The sequence below is a fragment of the Embleya sp. NPDC005971 genome, from assembly GCF_040629175.1.
Classification (GTDB): Bacteria; Actinomycetota; Actinomycetes; order Streptomycetales; family Streptomycetaceae; genus Embleya.
Map to the genome: position 1 here is coordinate 71,081 of NZ_JBEXUX010000005.1, position 17,283 is coordinate 88,363.

22 protein-coding genes are annotated in these 17,283 nt (G+C 70.8%); 15 read left to right on the forward strand and 7 right to left on the reverse strand.

Annotated elements, in window-relative coordinates; translation table 11 throughout:
* Positions 1-226: 226 nt before the first annotated feature.
* Complete coding sequence (gene alaS / locus ABZ374_RS07035) at positions 227-1,528, reverse strand: alanine--tRNA ligase (RefSeq protein WP_360307330.1); 1,302 nt, start codon at positions 1,526-1,528, stop codon at positions 227-229.
* 217 nt (positions 1,529-1,745) lie between these two features.
* Here alaS and ABZ374_RS07040 point away from each other — a divergent pair, with 217 nt between their 5' ends.
* The 4 genes from ABZ374_RS07040 to ABZ374_RS07055 all read left to right on the forward strand — a co-directional run bounded on the left by ABZ374_RS07040 (position 1,746) and on the right by ABZ374_RS07055 (position 5,114).
* Complete coding sequence (locus tag ABZ374_RS07040; RefSeq protein WP_360307333.1) at positions 1,746-2,108, forward strand: hypothetical protein; 363 nt, start codon at positions 1,746-1,748, stop codon at positions 2,106-2,108.
* A gap of 97 nt (positions 2,109-2,205) precedes the next feature.
* Positions 2,206-3,012 (forward strand): SDR family oxidoreductase, encoded by an 807-nt coding sequence (locus ABZ374_RS07045; protein ID WP_360307335.1) that lies wholly within the window; start codon positions 2,206-2,208, stop codon positions 3,010-3,012.
* A gap of 113 nt (positions 3,013-3,125) precedes the next feature.
* Positions 3,126-4,430, forward strand: a complete 1,305-nt coding sequence (locus ABZ374_RS07050) for a nicotinate phosphoribosyltransferase (protein WP_360307337.1) — start codon at positions 3,126-3,128, stop codon at positions 4,428-4,430.
* A gap of 60 nt (positions 4,431-4,490) precedes the next feature.
* Positions 4,491-5,114 (forward strand): isochorismatase family protein, encoded by a 624-nt coding sequence (locus ABZ374_RS07055; protein WP_360307340.1) that lies wholly within the window; start codon positions 4,491-4,493, stop codon positions 5,112-5,114.
* 27 nt (positions 5,115-5,141) lie between these two features.
* On the opposite strand, the gene ABZ374_RS07060 is transcribed toward ABZ374_RS07055, so the two are convergent.
* On the reverse strand, positions 5,142-5,591 hold the full coding sequence (locus tag ABZ374_RS07060; protein ID WP_360307342.1) for a hypothetical protein: 450 nt from the start codon (positions 5,589-5,591) through the stop codon (positions 5,142-5,144).
* Positions 5,592-5,774: 183 nt separating this feature from the next.
* Between ABZ374_RS07060 and ABZ374_RS07065 the strand changes: the two genes are divergently transcribed.
* On the forward strand, positions 5,775-5,978 hold the full coding sequence (locus tag ABZ374_RS07065; protein WP_158696122.1) for a hypothetical protein: 204 nt from the start codon (positions 5,775-5,777) through the stop codon (positions 5,976-5,978).
* On the opposite strand, the gene ABZ374_RS07070 is transcribed toward ABZ374_RS07065, so the two are convergent.
* Positions 5,962-6,762: an RDD family protein gene (locus ABZ374_RS07070; RefSeq protein WP_360307345.1), complete on the reverse strand. Its 801-nt coding sequence runs from the start codon at positions 6,760-6,762 to the stop codon at positions 5,962-5,964. The genes ABZ374_RS07065 and ABZ374_RS07070 overlap by 17 nt on opposite strands.
* Before the next feature lie 148 nt (positions 6,763-6,910).
* Complete coding sequence (locus tag ABZ374_RS07075) at positions 6,911-7,846, reverse strand: RDD family protein (protein WP_360307348.1); 936 nt, start codon at positions 7,844-7,846, stop codon at positions 6,911-6,913.
* Positions 7,847-7,953: 107 nt separating this feature from the next.
* On the opposite strand from ABZ374_RS07075, the gene clpS reads away from it, so the two are divergent.
* From clpS to ABZ374_RS07110, 7 genes are all read left to right on the forward strand, one after another.
* Positions 7,954-8,253, forward strand: coding sequence for an ATP-dependent Clp protease adapter ClpS (gene clpS, locus ABZ374_RS07080; protein ID WP_040877269.1), 300 nt, complete (start codon positions 7,954-7,956; stop codon positions 8,251-8,253).
* Positions 8,254-8,329: 76 nt separating this feature from the next.
* Complete coding sequence (locus ABZ374_RS07085) at positions 8,330-8,929, forward strand: DUF2017 domain-containing protein (protein WP_360307351.1); 600 nt, start codon at positions 8,330-8,332, stop codon at positions 8,927-8,929.
* Positions 8,930-9,094: 165 nt separating this feature from the next.
* A complete protein-coding gene (locus ABZ374_RS07090; protein ID WP_360307354.1) occupies positions 9,095-10,504 on the forward strand; it encodes an amino acid permease in 1,410 nt (469 codons plus the stop codon).
* Between the two features lie 65 nt (positions 10,505-10,569).
* Positions 10,570-10,983 carry a M67 family metallopeptidase gene (locus ABZ374_RS07095; protein WP_360307357.1) on the forward strand — a complete coding sequence of 138 codons (414 nt, stop codon included), beginning with the start codon at positions 10,570-10,572 and terminating at the stop codon, positions 10,981-10,983.
* Between the two features lie 178 nt (positions 10,984-11,161).
* Positions 11,162-11,260 carry a putative leader peptide gene (locus ABZ374_RS07100; protein ID WP_360307782.1) on the forward strand — a complete coding sequence of 33 codons (99 nt, stop codon included), beginning with the start codon at positions 11,162-11,164 and terminating at the stop codon, positions 11,258-11,260.
* Between the two features lie 176 nt (positions 11,261-11,436).
* Positions 11,437-11,718 carry a MoaD family protein gene (locus ABZ374_RS07105; RefSeq protein ID WP_360307360.1) on the forward strand — a complete coding sequence of 94 codons (282 nt, stop codon included), beginning with the start codon at positions 11,437-11,439 and terminating at the stop codon, positions 11,716-11,718.
* On the forward strand, positions 11,718-12,668 hold the full coding sequence (locus tag ABZ374_RS07110) for a cysteine synthase (RefSeq protein WP_360307363.1): 951 nt from the start codon (positions 11,718-11,720) through the stop codon (positions 12,666-12,668). Before ABZ374_RS07105 ends, ABZ374_RS07110 begins: the two co-directional genes overlap by 1 nt.
* A 230-nt stretch (positions 12,669-12,898) precedes the next feature.
* Here the strand turns inward: ABZ374_RS07110 and ABZ374_RS07115 are convergent, their stop codons facing one another.
* Positions 12,899-13,510 carry a TetR/AcrR family transcriptional regulator gene (locus ABZ374_RS07115; RefSeq protein ID WP_360307366.1) on the reverse strand — a complete coding sequence of 204 codons (612 nt, stop codon included), beginning with the start codon at positions 13,508-13,510 and terminating at the stop codon, positions 12,899-12,901.
* A 183-nt stretch (positions 13,511-13,693) separates the two neighbouring features.
* On the opposite strand from ABZ374_RS07115, the gene ABZ374_RS07120 reads away from it, so the two are divergent.
* Entirely contained in the window at positions 13,694-14,668 is a 975-nt protein-coding gene (locus tag ABZ374_RS07120; RefSeq protein WP_360307369.1) for a zinc-binding dehydrogenase, read from the forward strand.
* Between the two features lie 173 nt (positions 14,669-14,841).
* The gene (locus tag ABZ374_RS07125; RefSeq protein ID WP_360307372.1) at positions 14,842-15,744 is read left to right on the forward strand and encodes an NAD(P)-binding domain-containing protein; all 903 of its coding nucleotides are present in this window, start codon (positions 14,842-14,844) and stop codon (positions 15,742-15,744) included.
* On the opposite strand, the gene ABZ374_RS07130 is transcribed toward ABZ374_RS07125, so the two are convergent.
* Positions 15,708-16,616, reverse strand: a complete 909-nt coding sequence (locus tag ABZ374_RS07130) for a methyltransferase domain-containing protein (RefSeq protein ID WP_360307375.1) — start codon at positions 16,614-16,616, stop codon at positions 15,708-15,710. The genes ABZ374_RS07125 and ABZ374_RS07130 overlap by 37 nt on opposite strands.
* On the opposite strand from ABZ374_RS07130, the gene ABZ374_RS07135 reads away from it, so the two are divergent.
* A complete protein-coding gene (locus ABZ374_RS07135; protein ID WP_360307378.1) occupies positions 16,596-16,727 on the forward strand; it encodes a hypothetical protein in 132 nt (43 codons plus the stop codon). The genes ABZ374_RS07130 and ABZ374_RS07135 overlap by 21 nt on opposite strands.
* A 247-nt stretch (positions 16,728-16,974) precedes the next feature.
* On the opposite strand, the gene ABZ374_RS07140 is transcribed toward ABZ374_RS07135, so the two are convergent.
* Complete coding sequence (locus tag ABZ374_RS07140; protein ID WP_360307381.1) at positions 16,975-17,157, reverse strand: hypothetical protein; 183 nt, start codon at positions 17,155-17,157, stop codon at positions 16,975-16,977.
* Positions 17,158-17,283: the final 126 nt, after the last annotated feature.

Below are 17,283 nucleotides of genomic sequence, written 5' to 3' on the forward strand. Positions count from 1 at the left end.
GGCGGGGCTGGGTGGCCTCAAGCGCCGGCCGGGCTGGTTCGCCTCAAGCGCCGGCGGGGCTGGATGGCCTCAAACGCCGGTCGGGCTGATTCGGCTAAGCGTCGGCGAGGTTGGGTGGCCCACGCGTCGGGCCGGCTGGGTTCGCCTCATGTGCCGGCGGGGGCGAGTGGCCCCAAGCGCCGGCCGGGTCGTGAGGTACCGGGGCCGGCCGGGCTTGGGGGTTGCTTCAGGGGTGGGTTGGTGGGGGGAGGAGGGAGGTGAGGTGGGGGGGGGTGTCGATGGTCAGGCCGGCTTCTTTGGCGGCTTCGAGGGTCAGGTCCGGGGGGAAGCCGTGGGTGGTGTAGAGGGTGACGACGGTTTCGGTGGGGAGGTCGGGGTGGCCGGCTTCCAGGCGGCGGCGGATCGCCTTGTCGAGGAGGCGGGTGCCCTTGTGGAGGGTGCGGGCGAAGGATTCTTCCTCCCGGGCGGTCAGGGATTCGATGAGGGACGCGCTTCGGGTGAGTTCCGGCCAGGCGGGGGAGAGCGTCGTGACGATGCTTGCGGTGAGGGGTGGCAGGACGGGGCCCCGGATGCCGAGGCGACGGCCGTGTCGGAGCGCCCTTCGGATCAGTCGACGCAGGACGTATTCGGTGCCCTCCTTGCCCGGACGGATGCCGTCCGCGAGCAGGAACGCGATCGCCCGCGCGTGGTCGGTGAGGACTTCGAAGGACACCCGATCGGGGTTGTCGCGGTCGGTGGGGGAGTAGGCCCGGCCCGCCAGTTCCTCGACCGTCGCCAACGTGGGGCGCAGCAGGTCGGTTTGTACGGTGCTGTCCACGCCCTGGAGCACCGTCGCGAGCCGATCCAGGCCCAGGCCCGTGTCGATGCCGGTGCGTGGTAGGTCGCCGAGTACCGGGAAACCGCCGCCGGGTTCGCTCTCGCCGCGCACGCTGCGCATGAAGACCAGGCTCCACAACTCGACGAAGCGTTCGGGGTCGACCGAGGGTCCCCCGTCGCGCCCGTACTCCGGTCCCCGGTCGTAGGTGACGTCCGAGCACGGACCGCACGGCCCCGGTACGCCCATCGACCAGAAGTTGTCCGCCGCGCCCAGGCGTTGGATCCGCTCCGAGGGCATGCCGACCGAGCGCCAGATGCGCGCCGACTCGTCGTCGTCCTCGTAGACGGTGACCCACAGGCGGTCGGGGGAGAGGCCGAAGTGTTCGGTCAGCACCTCGTACGCGAACCCGATCGCCTCCGACTTGAAGTAGTCGCCGAAGGAGAAGTTGCCGAGCATCTCGAAGAAGGTGGAGTGCCGGCGGGTGTGTCCGATGTTGTCGATGTCCACGGTGCGTACGCACTTTTGCACCGAGGTCGCGCGGGGCACTTCGGGTTCGACGTCGCCCAGGAACCAGGGCTTGAACTGGTTCATCCCCGCGTTGGCCACGAGCAGGCTCGAATCGGGCGGCAGCAGCGAACCGGACGGCACGAGGCGATGTCCGCGCGCGGTGAAGAAGTCGAGGAAGGTGGAACGGATCTGTGGCGAGAGCATGGCGAATCGGCCTTCGCGAGAGCAGCGGGCGGTGGGAGTACACACACGCCGAGCCGGGCCGAGCGGCGCTATCGCGCTCGGTTCGCCGGCCCGACGCCGGTAGCTCGCTGCCCGTTGATCCACATGTTTCGACGATAACCGACACCGGGTTGTCGGCGACGGGATTTTCGGGCCGCGAACCGGTGCCCGGTCGCCCGGATGGCCTACCGTGACGGGCATGAGTGACCTGCCGAGCAGCGAAGCGCCGTACGGCCGGGGGGCGGACCTGCAGCCGGACATGGCCGACCGGCTGCGTTCCTACTGGGGCTTCTCCGCGCAGCGCGAACGCCAGGCGGCGATCGGCCGGGCCGCGCCGCGCAAGCGGCGACACGTCGAGGTGCAGTGCGGCAAGTGCGGCTCGACCAAGGTGAGCACCGACATCGTCGGCGACTACGTCTGCGGTTCGTGCGCCGCGCGCTGGCGTCCGCCGACCGCCGCGGACGGTCCCACGTGTCCCGAGTGCGGCTCGGGCAAGGTGTCCTCGATGCCGTACGGGGACCGCAAGTGTCGGGACTGCGATCACCAGTGGCGCCCCAGCTGACCTGCGGCTTCGTCGCGCTTTCGGCGGGAGGCCCTTGTTTTGTAGGGCTGTTGCGGATACCCACGAAGGCAAAACGATCAACGTGGGAGGCAACACCATGGCAGGACGTCTTCAGGACCACGTCGCGGTGATCACCGGCTCCGGGGCGGGCATCGGGCGCGGGATCGCCCGGCGGTTCGCGGCCGAGGGATGTCGGATCCTGGTCAACGACATCGGGGCCGAGTCGGCGGATCGGGTCGCCGCCGAGATCGCCGAGGTGTTCGGCGTCGACACGCTCGCGGTGGTCGCCGACGTCACGGTCAAGGCGGAGGCGGTCGGCCTGGTCGAGGCCGCGCTGGACCGGTGGGGCCGGTTGGACACGTTGGTGAACAACGCGTGGGGCGGCGGGCGGATCAACCGCCTGGAGAACAAGACCGACGAGATGTTGCAGCACGGTCTGGACATGGCCCTGTGGGCCGGATGGTGGACGATGCGCGCGGCGTTCGAGCCGATGCGGGACGCGGGTGGCGGCAGCGTGATCAACATCGCCAGCCTGAACGGCGTCAACGCGCATCGGTTCACCGCCGAGTACAACGTCGGCAAGGAGGCGCTGCGGGCGCTGACCCGCTCGGCGGCGCGGGAGTGGGCGCCGCATCAGATCCGGGCCAACGTGATCTGTCCCGGGGCCAGGACCGACGCGTTCGCGGCCTACGCCAAGGTGAACCCGGAGGCCGCCGCGCTCGCGGAGTCGGCCAATCCGATGGGCCGGATGGGCGACCCGGAGACCGACATCGGCGGCGCTGCCCTGTTCCTGGCCAGTGACGACTCGCGCTATGTCACGGGGAACACGCTCTTCGTCGGCGGCGGCACGCACATCAACGGTTCGACCTGGGCGCCGACGCCGGAGGAGGACCGGGTCGGGTAGCGAGATGGTGGATATTGTCCGGATATCGAGGCTTGAGTGGGCGAATTACCGTGATGCGCACCACTCTTGCGAGTAATCGTCAAACTGACGAGTAATCGTGTTATGCTGACGACATGGACACCGCAACCACGGCATTGCTCACGGATCACTACGAGCTGACGATGCTCGAAGCCGCACTTCGCAGCGGCGCGGCGCATCGCCGTTCGGTGTTCGAGGTCTTCGCCCGCCGACTGCCGGACGGTCGGCGCTACGGCGTGACCGCCGGCACCGGGCGGCTGCTCGACGCCATCGAGAACTTCCGCTTCGACGAGGAGACGCTGCGCTTCCTCGGCGAGGCCGGGGTGGTCGGTCCGGCGACGCTGGACTGGCTGGCGGGCTACCGGTTCACCGGCAACATCTGGGGCTACGCCGAGGGCGAGTGCTGGTTCCCGGGTTCGCCGCTGGTGGTGGTCGAGGGCAGCTTCGCCGAGGCGGTGGTGCTGGAGACGTTGATCCTGTCGATCCTCAACCACGACGCCGCCGTCGCCGCCGCCGCATCCCGGATGACGTCGGCCGCGGCCGGGCGTCCGTGCATCGAGATGGGCTCGCGCCGCACCCACGAGGAGGCGGCGGTGGCCGCCGCGCGGGCCGCGTACATCTGCGGTTTCGCGAGCACCTCGAACCTGCGTGCCGGGCAGCGGTACGGGATCCCGACTCGGGGCACCAGCGCGCACGCGTTCACGCTGCTGCATGACGACGAGCGCGAGGCGTTCGCGGCGCAGGTGGCCGCGCTCGGCGCGGACACCACGCTGCTCGTGGACACCTACGACGTGGCGAGTGCGGTGCGCACGGCGGTGGAGGTGGCCGGGCACGAACTCGGCGCGGTTCGGCTCGACTCGGGTGATCTGCTGTTGCTCGCGCACCGGGTACGGGCGCAGCTCGACGAGCTCGGGGCGGTCAAGACCCGGATCGTGGTCACCAGCGACCTCGACGAGTACGCGATCGCCTCGCTGCGGGCGGCTCCCGTGGACGCCTACGGGGTAGGCACCCAATTGGTCACCGGCTCGGGGCAGCCGACCGCGTCGCTGGTGTACAAACTGGTCGCGCGGGCGATGAGCGATGCGCCGGACGCGCCGCTGGTGCCGGTGGCCAAGAAGTCGCCGGGCAAGCCGAGCCACGGCGGTCGCAAGAGCGCGGTGCGGCGGTACGACGCGGACGGGGTGGCCGAGGCCGAGGTGCTGCGGCCCTTTCGCGCCGATGCGGAAGCCGTGCCGGGCGAGCGGGAATTGCTGGTCCCGCTGGTCGTGGACGGAGAGATCGTCGGGCGCGAGCCGCTGTCGGCGGCGCGCACGCGACACGCGCGTTCGCGTGAGGAACTGCCGCTTTCGGCTACACAGCTCTCGCGCGGGGAACCGGTACTTCCGACGATCTACGAGTAGGCGCGGAACGGGCTCGTCGGACTCGACGGGGCCGGGCCGGTCACGAGGAGGCACGAAGCGATGACCCGGGCATTGATCGTGGTCGACGTACAGAACGACTTCTGTGAGGGCGGCAGCCTCGCGGTCGAGGGCGGGGCGGCGGTCGCCGAGGCGATCCGGCACCACGTCGCGGCCAATGCGGCCGAGCAGCCGCCGGATCCGGTGCACACGGAGACGCCGGCGTATGCGCACATCGTGGCGACGCGGGATCACCATGTGGATCCCGGGGCGCACTTTTCGGCGACGCCGGATTATGCGGGGACCTGGCCGGTGCACTGTGTGGCCGGGACCGAGGGGGCGCGGTTCCATCCGGCGTTCGCGCCGGTGGTCGAGTCGGGGCGGGTCGAGGAGGTCTTCTCCAAGGGGGCGTACGCGGCCGCCTACAGCGGGTTCGAGGGGGCGGCCGGGGACGGGACGTCGTTGGCGGACTGGTTGCGGGCGCGGGGGGTTACGCAGGTGGACGTGGTGGGGATTGCCACGGATCACTGCGTGCGGGCGACTGCGTTGGATGCGGTGCGGGAGGGGTTTTCGACGCGGGTGTTGGTGGGGTTGACGGCGGGGGTGGGGCGGGAGAGTACGGCCGTCGCGCTTGCCGAGCTTCGGGGGGCGGGGGCGGAGGTCGTGGGGGAGCGGGTCTTGCCCTGAGGGCGGTGGGGGTTCGGCTTGTTCGCCTCAAGCGCCGGCGGGGCTGCTTGGCCTCATGTGCCGGCCGGGCTGGTTGCCCTCATGCGCCGGGCAGGCTGGGTTCGCCTCACCCGGTCGGGAGCCGGACCCCGGCCCGCCCGACGTGTTCGGGCGATCGCCGAACTCGACCAGGATCACGAACACCCGCGCCTGGGCGGGCGGACGGATCTCCGCCGCGCCCGTCTCGCCCGCCGGCACGGTGCGCGCCGTGAGCCCGGGGTCCTCGGTGATCGCCTGCACCGCCGCGTCGCGCCGCTGCCCGCGCCGCTCGGTGAACGGATGCGCAAGATCGTCGTCGCGTTCGACGAAGGGGCCGGAGTCCGCGGTGCGCCCCGCCGGGGGATCGGCCGCCGGGCCCGGCGCGGCAGGCGCGGTGGCCGGCAGGAGCAGTGCGCACAGCGTGGCGACGACGGCAGGGGCGAGGTGCCTCGGGTTCACCTGCGTTCTCCGGGTCTCGGACATTCCTGAGCCGAAGATCACCGCTCCGACCGGTCGCGGGAGGGTGCCCGCAGCCCGGACCGATAAATCCCGATCGCAATCGAATGGTTACATTGCGCGGCCCGCGCAGTAGCGTGAGAGACGGGGGGCGTGCACATAGGGGTGCAGGGGAGGTGGTGCGTCGTGGCAAGAGGAGATTTCTTCCGTCTCGGCTACGGCGTATTCGTCACGATCGTCTTGACGGTCTCACTATTGGCGGCCTGGGAGCCGCGCACCGTGGCGGGAGCTGCCGTCGCCATGGGCATCGGGGTCGCGCTGGGCACGACGACGGCAGTGCTCGGCATTCGCGCACGGCATCACCCGTCCCGGGTCACGACCCGCGGATGACGGTGGTCCGGGCGGCCTTGTCGTGCAGACACTGGTGCCACGGCTGATCCCAGAATTGCCACAACACGTTGACCAGCCAGAAGAGCGTGCCCAGGCAGGGCACGGCCAGGGGCAACGTGTACACGCCGGCGCGGGTCCATGCGATCGACCCAGCGATGGGCCCGCCGTCGGCCACCCGAACCACCCGGATGCGCACCACTCGTTTGCCGAGCGTGCGGCCGAACCGGTCGAGCTGGAAGCCCTCGTAGACGAAATAGACCAACGAGAAGATCAGGCCCGAGGCGAACTGCGAGCCGAAGGTCACGTCGTCGTAGTCGTAGTCGGTGACCGGCCACGAGATCAGCCCCGCGATCACGCCGACGATGATGCTGTCGACGATCCGCGCGAGCAGTCGCCGCGCCGGACCGCCGAGGGTGGGGCCCGCGCCGTGACCGCCGCCGCCGGCGCCGTAGGAGGGGTCCTGGCCGTAGGGACCGCCCGGCCCGTACGAGCCGCCCTGACCGTAGGGATACTGCCCGGTGGGGTCCTGGCCGTACGGCGGTTGCCCGGACGGGTCCTGGCCGTACGGGGGTTGCTGCTGCCCGGTCGGGTCCTGGCCGTAGGGCGGCTGCCCGCCGGGCGGTTGCTGCTGCCCGTAGGGCGGTTGTCCGTAAGGCGGCTGTCCGTACGGCGGTTGGCCGGGCGGGGGTTGTCGGCCGGGCGGAGGTGGTGGTCCGGACGGGTTGCGACCCGAGGGGTCGTCGCCGTACGGGTCGGGCGGTGGAGGCGGCGCACTACCTGTCATGAAGCCGAGTAAAGCGGACAAAAGCTGACGTAAGTGTGACGTCTCGGGCCAATTCGGGCGTGTCGCGCCTGGATGGGTCAGTGGTGGGGGCGGGGCGAGCCGACCCGGACCGATCCCTTGCGGACCGACTCGTTCCGGACCGGCCCGCTCAGTCCCGCGCCACGAACGTGCGTGCCGCCTTGTCGTGCAGACCCTGACGCCACGGCCGGTCGAACAGCCCCCACAGGGCGCCGAACAGGCCGATCACCAACACGCCCGGGACGTAGAGCACCGCCCACCGCCGCACCGACTGCCACAACGACGGCGTGTCGTGGCTGTCCAGGTCGGCGACGCGCAGGCCGAACAGCGTCTTGCCGAGCGAGCGGCCCCACTTCCAGGTGGGCAGCGCCTCGTACAGCAGTGCGGCCACGAGCACGGTGCCGAGCACCGCGGCGAGCGCCGTGCCGGTCGTGCCGTCGATCAGCCAGACGGTGGTGTCGCGGCCCTCGTAGCGGGCCCGGTCGATCTTGTCCCGGATGTGGTCGACCGCGTCCGGGACGAGCGGGATGCCGACCGCGACACCGGCCGCGAGCGGCACCAGCGCGTCGGCGATCCGGGCGAGCAGGCGCCGACCCGGGTTCGCCGGGCGCCGCTCGTTGCTGCCGAAGATGTCGGCCTGGACCGGTCGCCACGGCCCCGGCTCCTCGGCGGCGCGCTGCGGCGGCACCTCGGCGCCCGGCGTCGCGCCGCGCCTCGGGCCGGTGGGGGCGGTGGGACCGGTCGGGCCGGAGCGCGCCGCACCGGCGTCGGCCGGGCCGGCGGATTCGGGTGTGCCGGTCGGCGGTGCGTACATGCCCGTCGAGGACATGTCGTACAACCCGCCGGCCCGCGCGGACAGCACCTCGCCCCGGATCACCCGACCGCCCTGTTCGAGCGCCTCGGGGCCGCCCGATTGCGCGGCCTGGTCCGGTTGTTCGGCGGCGGACCGGCCGGGTTCCTCGGCCGGCCGACTGCTGTCCGGCACCCAGGCACCGCCGTCCCAGTAACGGATGTGGCCGGTGATCTCCGGATCCGGGTACCAACCCGGTGCGGGTGCAGAGGACATGGGCGGGATTTTGCCGTACGGGAGGGGTGACGGGTACGCCCCGGGTCACATCCGGGCCCGATCGCTCTCGTCGAGCCGGTTCGCCCGGGCCCAGCCCGGATGGCAGCATGGGACCCATGAGTGTCGCTCCCATCGAGGTCGAGAAGCACAAGCCCGACGAGGACGTCCGGGCGGAGACCCCTTGGGTGTGCATCGTCTGGAACGACCCGATCAACTTGATGTCGTACGTGACCTACGTCTTCCAGTCCTACTTCGGCTATCCGAAGAAGAAGGCCGAGAAGCTGATGCACGACGTGCACAACAAGGGGCGGGCCGTGGTTTCGTCGGGGACGCGCGAGGAGATGGAGCGCGACACCACCGCGATGCACGGCTTCGGCCTGTGGGCCACCATCCAGCACGACAAGTGACACCCGGGCGGTTCGCCCGTTCGGCCCGCCGACCACTTCGGTTCCCGCCCCACCTTCTCCGGGAGTTGCACAGCCTGTGAACGGCCTCTTCATGCGCGGACGCTCGGGTCGACCCGAGATCGTCCTGGAGGACATGCACGTGCGGGTGCTGGCCGATCTGTGCGGTCAACTGGTGGAGATGGTCTCGCCCGACGACGACGCGACCGATCCGCTGGCCGCCGAGCTGGGCCTGACCGGGCTCGGCTCGTCCGAGGTGCCGGTCACCCCGGACGACCCCGCGCTGGCCCGCCTGCTGCCGGACGCGTATGCCGAGGACGCCGAGGCGGCGGCCGAGTTCCGTCGCTACACCGAGACCGACCTGCGGCTGCGCAAGCGGGACAACGCGCGGATCGTGCTGGCCGACCTGGCCGAGTTGGTCGACCTGACCGAACCGGCGGACGCCGAGGAGCTGCGCACCCAGGGCGGCGAACACCGCGTGGTGCTCGACGCGGCCGGCGTTCAGGCCTGGCTGGGCACGCTCAACGACCTGCGGCTGGTGATCGGCACCCGGCTCGAAGTCACCGAGGATATGGAGGAGTTCGAAGCCAAGCTGGCCGACGACGATCCGCGGCGCTGGTTGTTCGCGGTCTTCCACTGGCTGGGCGGCCTGCAGGACTCGTTGCTCGGGGCGCTGTAGCGACCGGTGGGTCGAGGGCACGCCGCGCGGCGTGCCCATGGCAAAGGCGCGTTCCTTGTACATGGCGTATCCGTTGAAAAAGGGACACGCCGGATCGATCGGCATCCGGGTTTCCGCCCCGGTTCGTTGGTAATACGGCCTCCGTACCGACGAACGGGAGCGATCATGATGGACACCGAGGCCGGATCGAGCGCGAACGCGGCCGAACCGAGTGTCGACGCCGAAGGGTACGAACGGGGACTCAACAGCCGTCAGATCCAGATGATCGCGATCGGCGGCGCGATCGGTACCGGCCTCTTCCTGGGCGCGGGCGGTGCGATCGAGAAGGCCGGGCCGTCGTTGATCGCGGCCTACGCGGTGGCCGGCGTAGTGATCTTCTTCGTGATGCGCGCGCTGGGTGAACTGCTGATGTATCGCCCCGTGGCGGGCAGTTTCGCCGAGTACGCCCGGGAGTTCTTCGGGCCGTTCGCCGGCTTCGTGACCGGCTGGACGTACTGGGTGATGTGGGTGGTCACCGGGATGGCCGAGATCACCGCGGCGGGCGTCTACGTGCAGTACTGGTGGCCCTCGGTGCCGCAGTGGGTCACCGCGCTGGTGGTGCTGTCGGTGCTGTTCGCCGCCAACCTGATCTCGGTCAAGCTGTTCGGCGAGTTCGAGTTCTGGTTCTCGATGATCAAGGTGACCGCGATCATCGGGATGATCCTGGTCGGCATCGGGGTGCTGATCTTCGGCTTCGGCGAGGCCGGCGACCAGGCGTCGGTCACCCACCTGTGGTCGGACGGCGGGTTCGCGCCCAACGGCGTCGGCGAGACGTTGCTGGTGCTCCAGATCGTGATGTTCGCCTTCCTGGGTGTCGAACTGGTCGGGGTCACCGCCGGCGAGGCGCAGGATCCGGAGAAGGTGCTGCCGCGCGCGATCAACACCATCCCGTTCCGGATCGGGCTGTTCTACATCGGCGCCCTGCTGATCATCCTCTCGCTGGCGCCGTGGACCGATTTCCACGCCCAGGAGAGCCCGTTCGTGCTGGTCTTCGACCGGGTGGGCATCCCGGCCGCGGCCGCGATCATCAACTTCGTGGTGCTCACCGCCGCGCTGTCCTCGTGCAACTCGGGCCTGTACTCGACCGGCCGGATGTTGCGCACGCTCGCGGTCGAGGGACAGGCGCCGCCGGGGGTGAGCGGGCTGAGCGCGCATCGGGTGCCCGCGGCGGCGATCACCGTGTCGGCGATCGTGATGGGTCTGGGCGTACTGATCAACGCGCTGGTGCCGGACAAGGCGTTCATGTACATCACCTCGGTGGCCACCGTGGGCGCGCTGTGGACGTGGGGCATGATCGTCGCCTGCCAGATGCGCTACCGGCGGGCGGTGGACCGGGGCCGGCTGGCCGGGCACGGGTTCCGGATGCCGGGTGCGCCGTACACGGGCTGGGCGGTGCTGACCTTCCTGGTGATGGTGGTGGTCCTGCTCGGGTTCTCCGCGGACACCAGGATCGCGTTGTACGTGGTGCCGATCTGGGTGGCGTTCCTGGTGGCGGCGTACATCCCGGCGCGGCACGCGAAGCCGATGAAGGTCTGATCGGCGGGTCGGCGGCGGGCGGTGGGCCTCGCGCGGGGTCGGGAGGTGCTCAGTACGCTCGGGGCATGCTCACCATCACCGCAGATCTGCGCGATCGGATCGTCGCCCACGCCCGTGCCGACCACCCCGACGAGGCGTGCGGCGTCGTCGCCGGGCCCGAGGGCACCGACCGCCCCGAGCGGTTCATCCCGATGCTCAACGCCGCGCGGTCGCCCACGTTCTACGAGTTCGACTCGGCCGACCTGTTCAAGCTCTACCGGGAGATGGACGATCGCGACGAGGAGCCGGTGATCGTCTACCACTCGCACACCGCGACCGAGGCGTATCCGTCGCGTACCGACGTGTCGTACGCGTCCGAGCCCAACGCGCACTACGTGCTGGTGTCGACGCGGGACGAGGAGACGTACGAGTTCCGGTCGTACCGGATCGTCGACGGGGTGATCACCGAGGAGGAGGTCAGTGTGGTGGACACCTATTGATGCCTGTCGATGCAGGGGTGATCGATGTCGGATTGTTGCCGGTTGATTCCCTTGCCGGACCCGCTGCGTCTCACCTGTCGATATGGGGTGTTCCGCCATGCGAGATCACATCGGAGCGGGCCGGGGGAATGGCTAGCATGACCATATGCGTTATGCGGGCGTGAATACGACGGAAGCGGTGCCGGGCGGTGCCCCGGGCGCGTTTCTCGTCGCACGCCTGCACGTCGATCTGTGCCGACTCTCCAGCGCCCTCTGTCGCGCTGCGCGCGTGGGCTGATCCGCTTCCCGGATCGGCTCACCAGGCACCCCAGGCAGCAGGCAAGTCCCGCAGCACCGGCGCATGCGAACGACCCCCGCCCCGCGGTCTCCATCGGCCCCGTCGGAGCGTTTGGGGTGCGGCCCGCGTCCGGACTGCGTTCTCTCCGTTCGAGTCAACACCAGAGGAGCGCATCCATGGCCATCGAGGTCCGCATCCCGACCATCCTCCGCACCTACACCGACGGCGCCAAGGCCGTACCCGGGTCCGGCGCCACGCTCGCCGACCTGCTGGTCGACCTGGAGGCCCGGCACCCGGGCGTGCGTGCTCGCCTGGTGGAGGAGAACGGCGAACTGCGCCGCTTCGTCAACGTCTACCTCAACGACGAGGACGTGCGGTTCACCGGCGGGCTCACCACCAAGCTGGGCGACGGCGACACGGTCACCATTCTTCCGGCGGTCGCCGGCGGCTCGATCTGATGCGCTACGAATCGTTGCTCGACTCGGTGGGCCGCACCCCGTTGGTCGGCCTGCCGAGTCTGTCGCCGTCGCCGACCGTGCGGGTGTGGGCCAAGCTGGAGGACCGCAACCCGACCGGTTCGATCAAGGACCGTCCGGCGCTGCACATGATCGAGGCGGCCGAGCGGGACGGGCTGCTCACCCCCGGCTGCACGATCCTGGAGCCGACCTCGGGCAACACCGGCATCGCGCTGGCGATGGCGGCCAAGCTCAAGGGTTACCGGATCGTCTGCGTGATGCCGGAGAACACCTCCGAGGAACGCCGCGAGTTGTTGCGCATGTGGGGCGCCCGGATCATCGGGTCGCCGGCGGCGGGCGGCTCCAACACGGCGGTACGGGTGGCCAAGGAGCTCGCGGCCGAGAATCCCGACTGGGTGATGTTGTATCAGTACGGCAATCCGGCCAATCCGGACGCGCACTACGCCACGACCGGGCCCGAGTTGCTGGAGGATCTGCCGACGATCACCCACTTCGTGGCCGGGCTGGGCACCACCGGCACGTTGATGGGCGTCGGTCGTTACCTGCGGGAGAAGGTTCCGGGCGTGACGATCGTCGCGGCCGAGCCGCGCTACGACGACGTGGTGTACGGCCTGCGCAACCTCGACGAGGGCTTCGTGCCGGAGTTGTACGACGCCGAGGTGTTGACCACGCGCTACTCGGTGGGTTCCGCCGACGCGGTTCGGCGTACCCGGGAACTGCTGGAGAAGGAAGGCATCTTCGCGGGCATCTCGACCGGCGCGGTGCTGCACGCGGCGCTCGGGATCGCGCGGAAGGCGGTCAAGGCGGGCGAGGACGCGGACATCGCGTTCGTGATCGCGGACGCAGGGTGGAAGTACCTGTCCACCGGGATCTATACGGCCGAGAGCACCGAGGCCGCGGTCGAGGGGTTGCAGGGTCAGTTGTGGGCGTGAGGTTTGCGTGGGTCGGCGTCGGGGGTTGAGCGCGGGCTTGGTCGAGTCGGCCCTCGGCGGCTTCGGCCGGCTTTCGGGGCCGAGGTCGGTTTTGTGTGCGTCGGCCTTCGGGTCCGAGTTTCGAGTGGGTTCCCTCCCGCGCTGATTGCCGGGTTTTCGTCGCCCCCGAGTGCCTTTTCGGCACCGGGGGCGATCGGCTTTTCGGCCGCGGAAGGCGCCGCGCCCGGTTGTCAGCCGCCTTGTGTCGGGGCGTGCAGCAGGGCGCGGGCCAGGACGCGGAGGGCGGCTGCGAGGCGTTCGGCTTCGCCCTGTTCGAGCAGGAGCAGGGTCGACCGGCTCTGTAGGCCGGCCAGCAGGATGTGTGCCTGCAACTCGGCGTCCAGGTCCGGGCGCTCGGCGGCGAGCAGGTCGGCGATGTGTCCGTGCCAGAAGCCGTACACCGGGTGCGCGGTGCGCGGGTCCTCGTCCGACTTGGCGGCGACGGTCGTGTCGGCGTGGCCGAGCGCGGCCAACAGCCCCTTGTTGCGGGCGATCACGTCGACGACGGCGTCGAGGAAGGCGACCAGTCGTTCGGCCGCCGGTGCGCCCGGGCCCAGCGGCGGCGGCCCGGTGGAGACGGCCTCGGTCAGGGCGAGTGCGCGCTCCGCCATCAGCGCGTGCATCAGGCCCATCCGGCTGCCGAAGCGGTGGAACACCGTGCCCTTGCCGACGCCCGCCGCTGTGGCGACCTGCTCCATCGAGATCTGCTCGGGGCGGTATCGGGCCAGGAGTTCCTCGGTGGCCAGCAGGATCGCGCGCCGATTGCGGGCCGCGTCGGCGCGTTCGGGGCGGTCTTGCGTCATCGCGTTCCTCGTCGGTCGGGGTGGGTTGCCGTGGGGTCGGCGTGGGGTCGAAGGGGTCGGTGGGAGTTGCCGGGGTCGATGGACAACTGGACTGGCGGTCCAGTACGTTCGGATTAAGTTGACCGATGGTCCAGTTTGGCGTCGGTCGGGTTCACCCATGATCCCAGTGCCCAGGAGGATCGGATGCGACGAGTCCGCTATCACGAGTACGGCGGCCCGGAGGTACTGACCGTGGAGGAGGTCGACCGCCCCGAACCCGGGCCGGGGCAGGTGCTCGTCCGGGTCGAGGTGATCGGTGCCAACTTCGTGGACACCAGGTTTCGGCTCGGGCCGGCCGCGGGGCCGTTGTTCCAGAGGCCGTTGCCGGGTGTGCTCACGGGGGACGTGGTGGGTGTGATCGAGGGCGTCGGCCCGGATGTGACGCGGTGGCAGGTCGGCCGCCGGGTCGCCGGCCTGGCGGAGGACGCGTTCGCCGACTTCGTGGTCGCGGACGCCGAGTGGCTCGTCGAGGTGCCCGAGGGGCTCGACGCCGGTGCGGCGAGCGCGTTGCCGATGGCGGGGCCGGTTGCGCTGCGGGCGTTGCGTACCGGGCGGGTCGCGGCCGGCGAGACGGTGTTGGTGCATGCCGCGGCCGGCGGGATCGGGCATGTGGTGGTGCAACTGGCCGGACTGTTGGGGGCCGGTACGGTCGTCGCCACGGTCGGGTCGGCGGACAAGTTCGCCTTTGTCGAGGAGTACGGCGCCGACTTCGTCGTCGATTACGCCGACCTCGATTGGCCGGCGCGGGTGCGCGAGGTGGCGCCGGGTGGGGTCGATGTCGTGCTCGACTCGGTGGGCGGCGCGATTCTGCGGCAGAGCTTCGACCTGTTGGCTCCGTTCGGTCGGATCGCGGTGTACGGCGCGGCGAGTGGCGAGTTGCCGGCGATTTCGGTCACGGACCTGTTCGCGTTGCGGTCGGTGGCCGGGTTCTCGCTGCTCGCCTGGCAGGCGGCGAATCCGGCGGCGGCGCGGCGGGAGACGGCCGAGGTGGCCGACCACCTGGCCTCGGGTCGGTTGCGGGTCGCGGTGCATGCGCGGCTGCCGCTGACCGAGGCGGCCGAGGCGCATCGGGTGCTGGAGGGGCGGGGGCAGTCGGGGCGGGTGCTGTTGGTGCCGTAGTCGGGGTGGGTCGGGGTGTGCTCGTGGCCTGTTCGCGGTGTGTTCGTGGTGCTTTCGCGGTGTGGGCCTTGACCTCAAGTGCGGTTGAATTCCTAGCGTGTTGGCTCCTGTACGACTACGTCGCCGGGGCCGGCGTGGGTGCCGGTCGCGGCATCTCGGGAGGGGCCGCGATCATGACCACCACCACCTTTGCCTCCGATGGCAGCGATGCGCGTACGGCGGTGACCGTGCTCGGGTTGGGGGAGATGGGCTCGGCGTTGGCGGGTGCGTTCGTCGCCGGGGGCCGATCGACCATGGTGTGGAACCGGACGCCGGGGCGGGACGAGGCTTTGGTCGCGCTGGGGGCGCGGTCGGCGGGCGATGTTCGGGAGGCGGTCGCGGCGGGGTCGCTGGTGATCGTCAACGTGAAGGGCAACGACGCGGCTCGGGAGATCTTGGCGGCGGCCGGGGACGCGCTCGTGGGTCGCGCGGTGGTCAATCTGACGGACGGGACGTCGGGGGAGGCCAGGGCGATGGCGGAGTGGGCGGCGGGGCGGGGCGCGGCCTATCTGCACGGGCAGATCATGACGATCGCGCCGGCCGTCGGGGATCCGGACGCGGTGGTGTTCTACGGCGGGTCCGGGGAGGTCTTCGCCCGGTATGGCGCGGAGCTGGCGCTCATCGGCGGGCGGGGGAGCTTGCTCGGCGAGGACGCGGGGATTCCGGGCCTGTACGGGATGGCCGTGCACGGCACGATGTGGGGCACACTCAACGGTTTTCTGCACGCGGCGGCGTTGTTGTCCGCCGAGGGCATCGAGGTGGGACATTTCCTGGAGCAGGCCGGCCCCTCGGTGTCGGCGCTGTTCTCGATCCTGCCGTCGATCGCGGCCGAGGTCGACCGAGGCGAGTACGCGGCCGACTTCGGCGCGCTCAAGCACCACCTGCCGTCGTTGGCGGACCTGGTCGGGGAGAGCAGGGCGCGTGGGATCGACGTCGAATTCCCGGAGTACACAAGGGCGTTGGTGGCCGGTGCGGTCGAGCGTGGGCACGGCGACGACAGCTACTCCCGGTTGGTGGAGCACTTCGGGAAGCGGTGAATCCCCGGGGCGGTTCCGGGGACGGGCCAGGAGACGCCGGTGGGCGAGTCGTGCCGGACGGACTGGGTGCCGTCGGCGTCGACGGTGAGCCGGAACCGGTCGAGGCCGGGGCGGCCTGCCGAAGCCCACCAGGCGTGCGCGGCCGATATCTGGTCCCACAGTCGGCGCGGGCCGAACTGCCGTACGGCGAGGTGGGTGAGCCGCGTTCCGTCGTAGTCGACGCAGGCCCATGAGGTGCCTGCTTCGTCGGCCGCCCAGAACCGGGTGTGTACGGAATCGGCGGGGGGTTGTGGCTCCCAGAGGTGCCACACGCCGGGTACGGCGACGCCGATCGCGAAGTCGGCGTCGCCGGTCACCTCCCACGGAGAGACCGCGGTGCGGCCGAGGTCCGGAACGTGCTCGGGGCGGACGACGGTGTCCAGGTCGTCGATCCGGTCGGCGCGATGGGCGCGCATCCGCATGAAGGCGCCGCCCGGGGCGAAGCGACCTGTGGCGGAGCCGTCTTGACGTGTCGTCAGGATCGCCGAACCGGCTGCGGTCCAGGACGTGGCCCAGGGCGTGACGATCCGGCCGCCGGGTCGGGTGCGGGCGAGCCACGACATCGGCACCCGTTCGACGGCACACGTACAGAGCAACCGGTCGTAGGCGTCACCGGTCGGCCCTGCCGCCGCGCCGTCGGCGGTGACCACCTCGGGGGCGGCCGGTCCGAGCGCGGCCAGTCGCCGGCGGGCCCGGGTGGCGAGGGCGGCGTCGACCTCGACGGTGACGACACGATCGGCGCCGACCCGATGCGCGAGCAGCGCGGCGCTCCACCCCGACCCGGTACCCACCTCCAGGATCCGCTGCCCGTCGTGGACGTCGAGGTCGAGCACATCCTTGCCACCACGCTCGGTTGCGACGCGGCCGAGGACGGCCAGTCGGGGCCGCCATCGGCGTCGCCCTCGGCGCCGTCGTTGACCTGCACGATCACCGACACGTCCTGATAGGCGAGTTCGAACCACGCCTCGGGAGCCATCCGCCGATCGACCCGCACCGGCGCGCGCCCACCGGCCCGCCGCACCCAGACCACATCCGGCAGGAAGCGATGCCTGGGCACGGCTCGAAGGGCATCCCGCCATGGCCCCAGGGACCCGACACGCGCCTCGACCAGGCGAAGCAACTCCTCGCCGGCCCGGGCCTTTTCCCGCTTGCCGACGCTCACGGGCGCCCCTCTTCCACGGTTGGTCGTCGTTACTTCTGCGGCGGCGGATCCGGCGGCAGCTCCGGCGGAATCGGCCGATCCCGCTGCGAGTCGTCGACCTGTTTGGGCTTGAGGCCGTGAGTCTGGACGGCCTCGGCGAAGCGCTCGGTGGCGATGGCGCCGGGGGTGCTCGTCAGCGGGCGAGTTGGGCCGACCCGGCGTTGCCCTGGCACCGGGCAGCTTCCCTGGCCCACCCGACCGCGACGTCGACTCGGTCCACCGCTTCGGCGCGTCAGCGCCAACGACTTGATCGTCGACCAGTGATCGACGAGCGGCAGCGAGGAGAGCGGCGGAGCCGC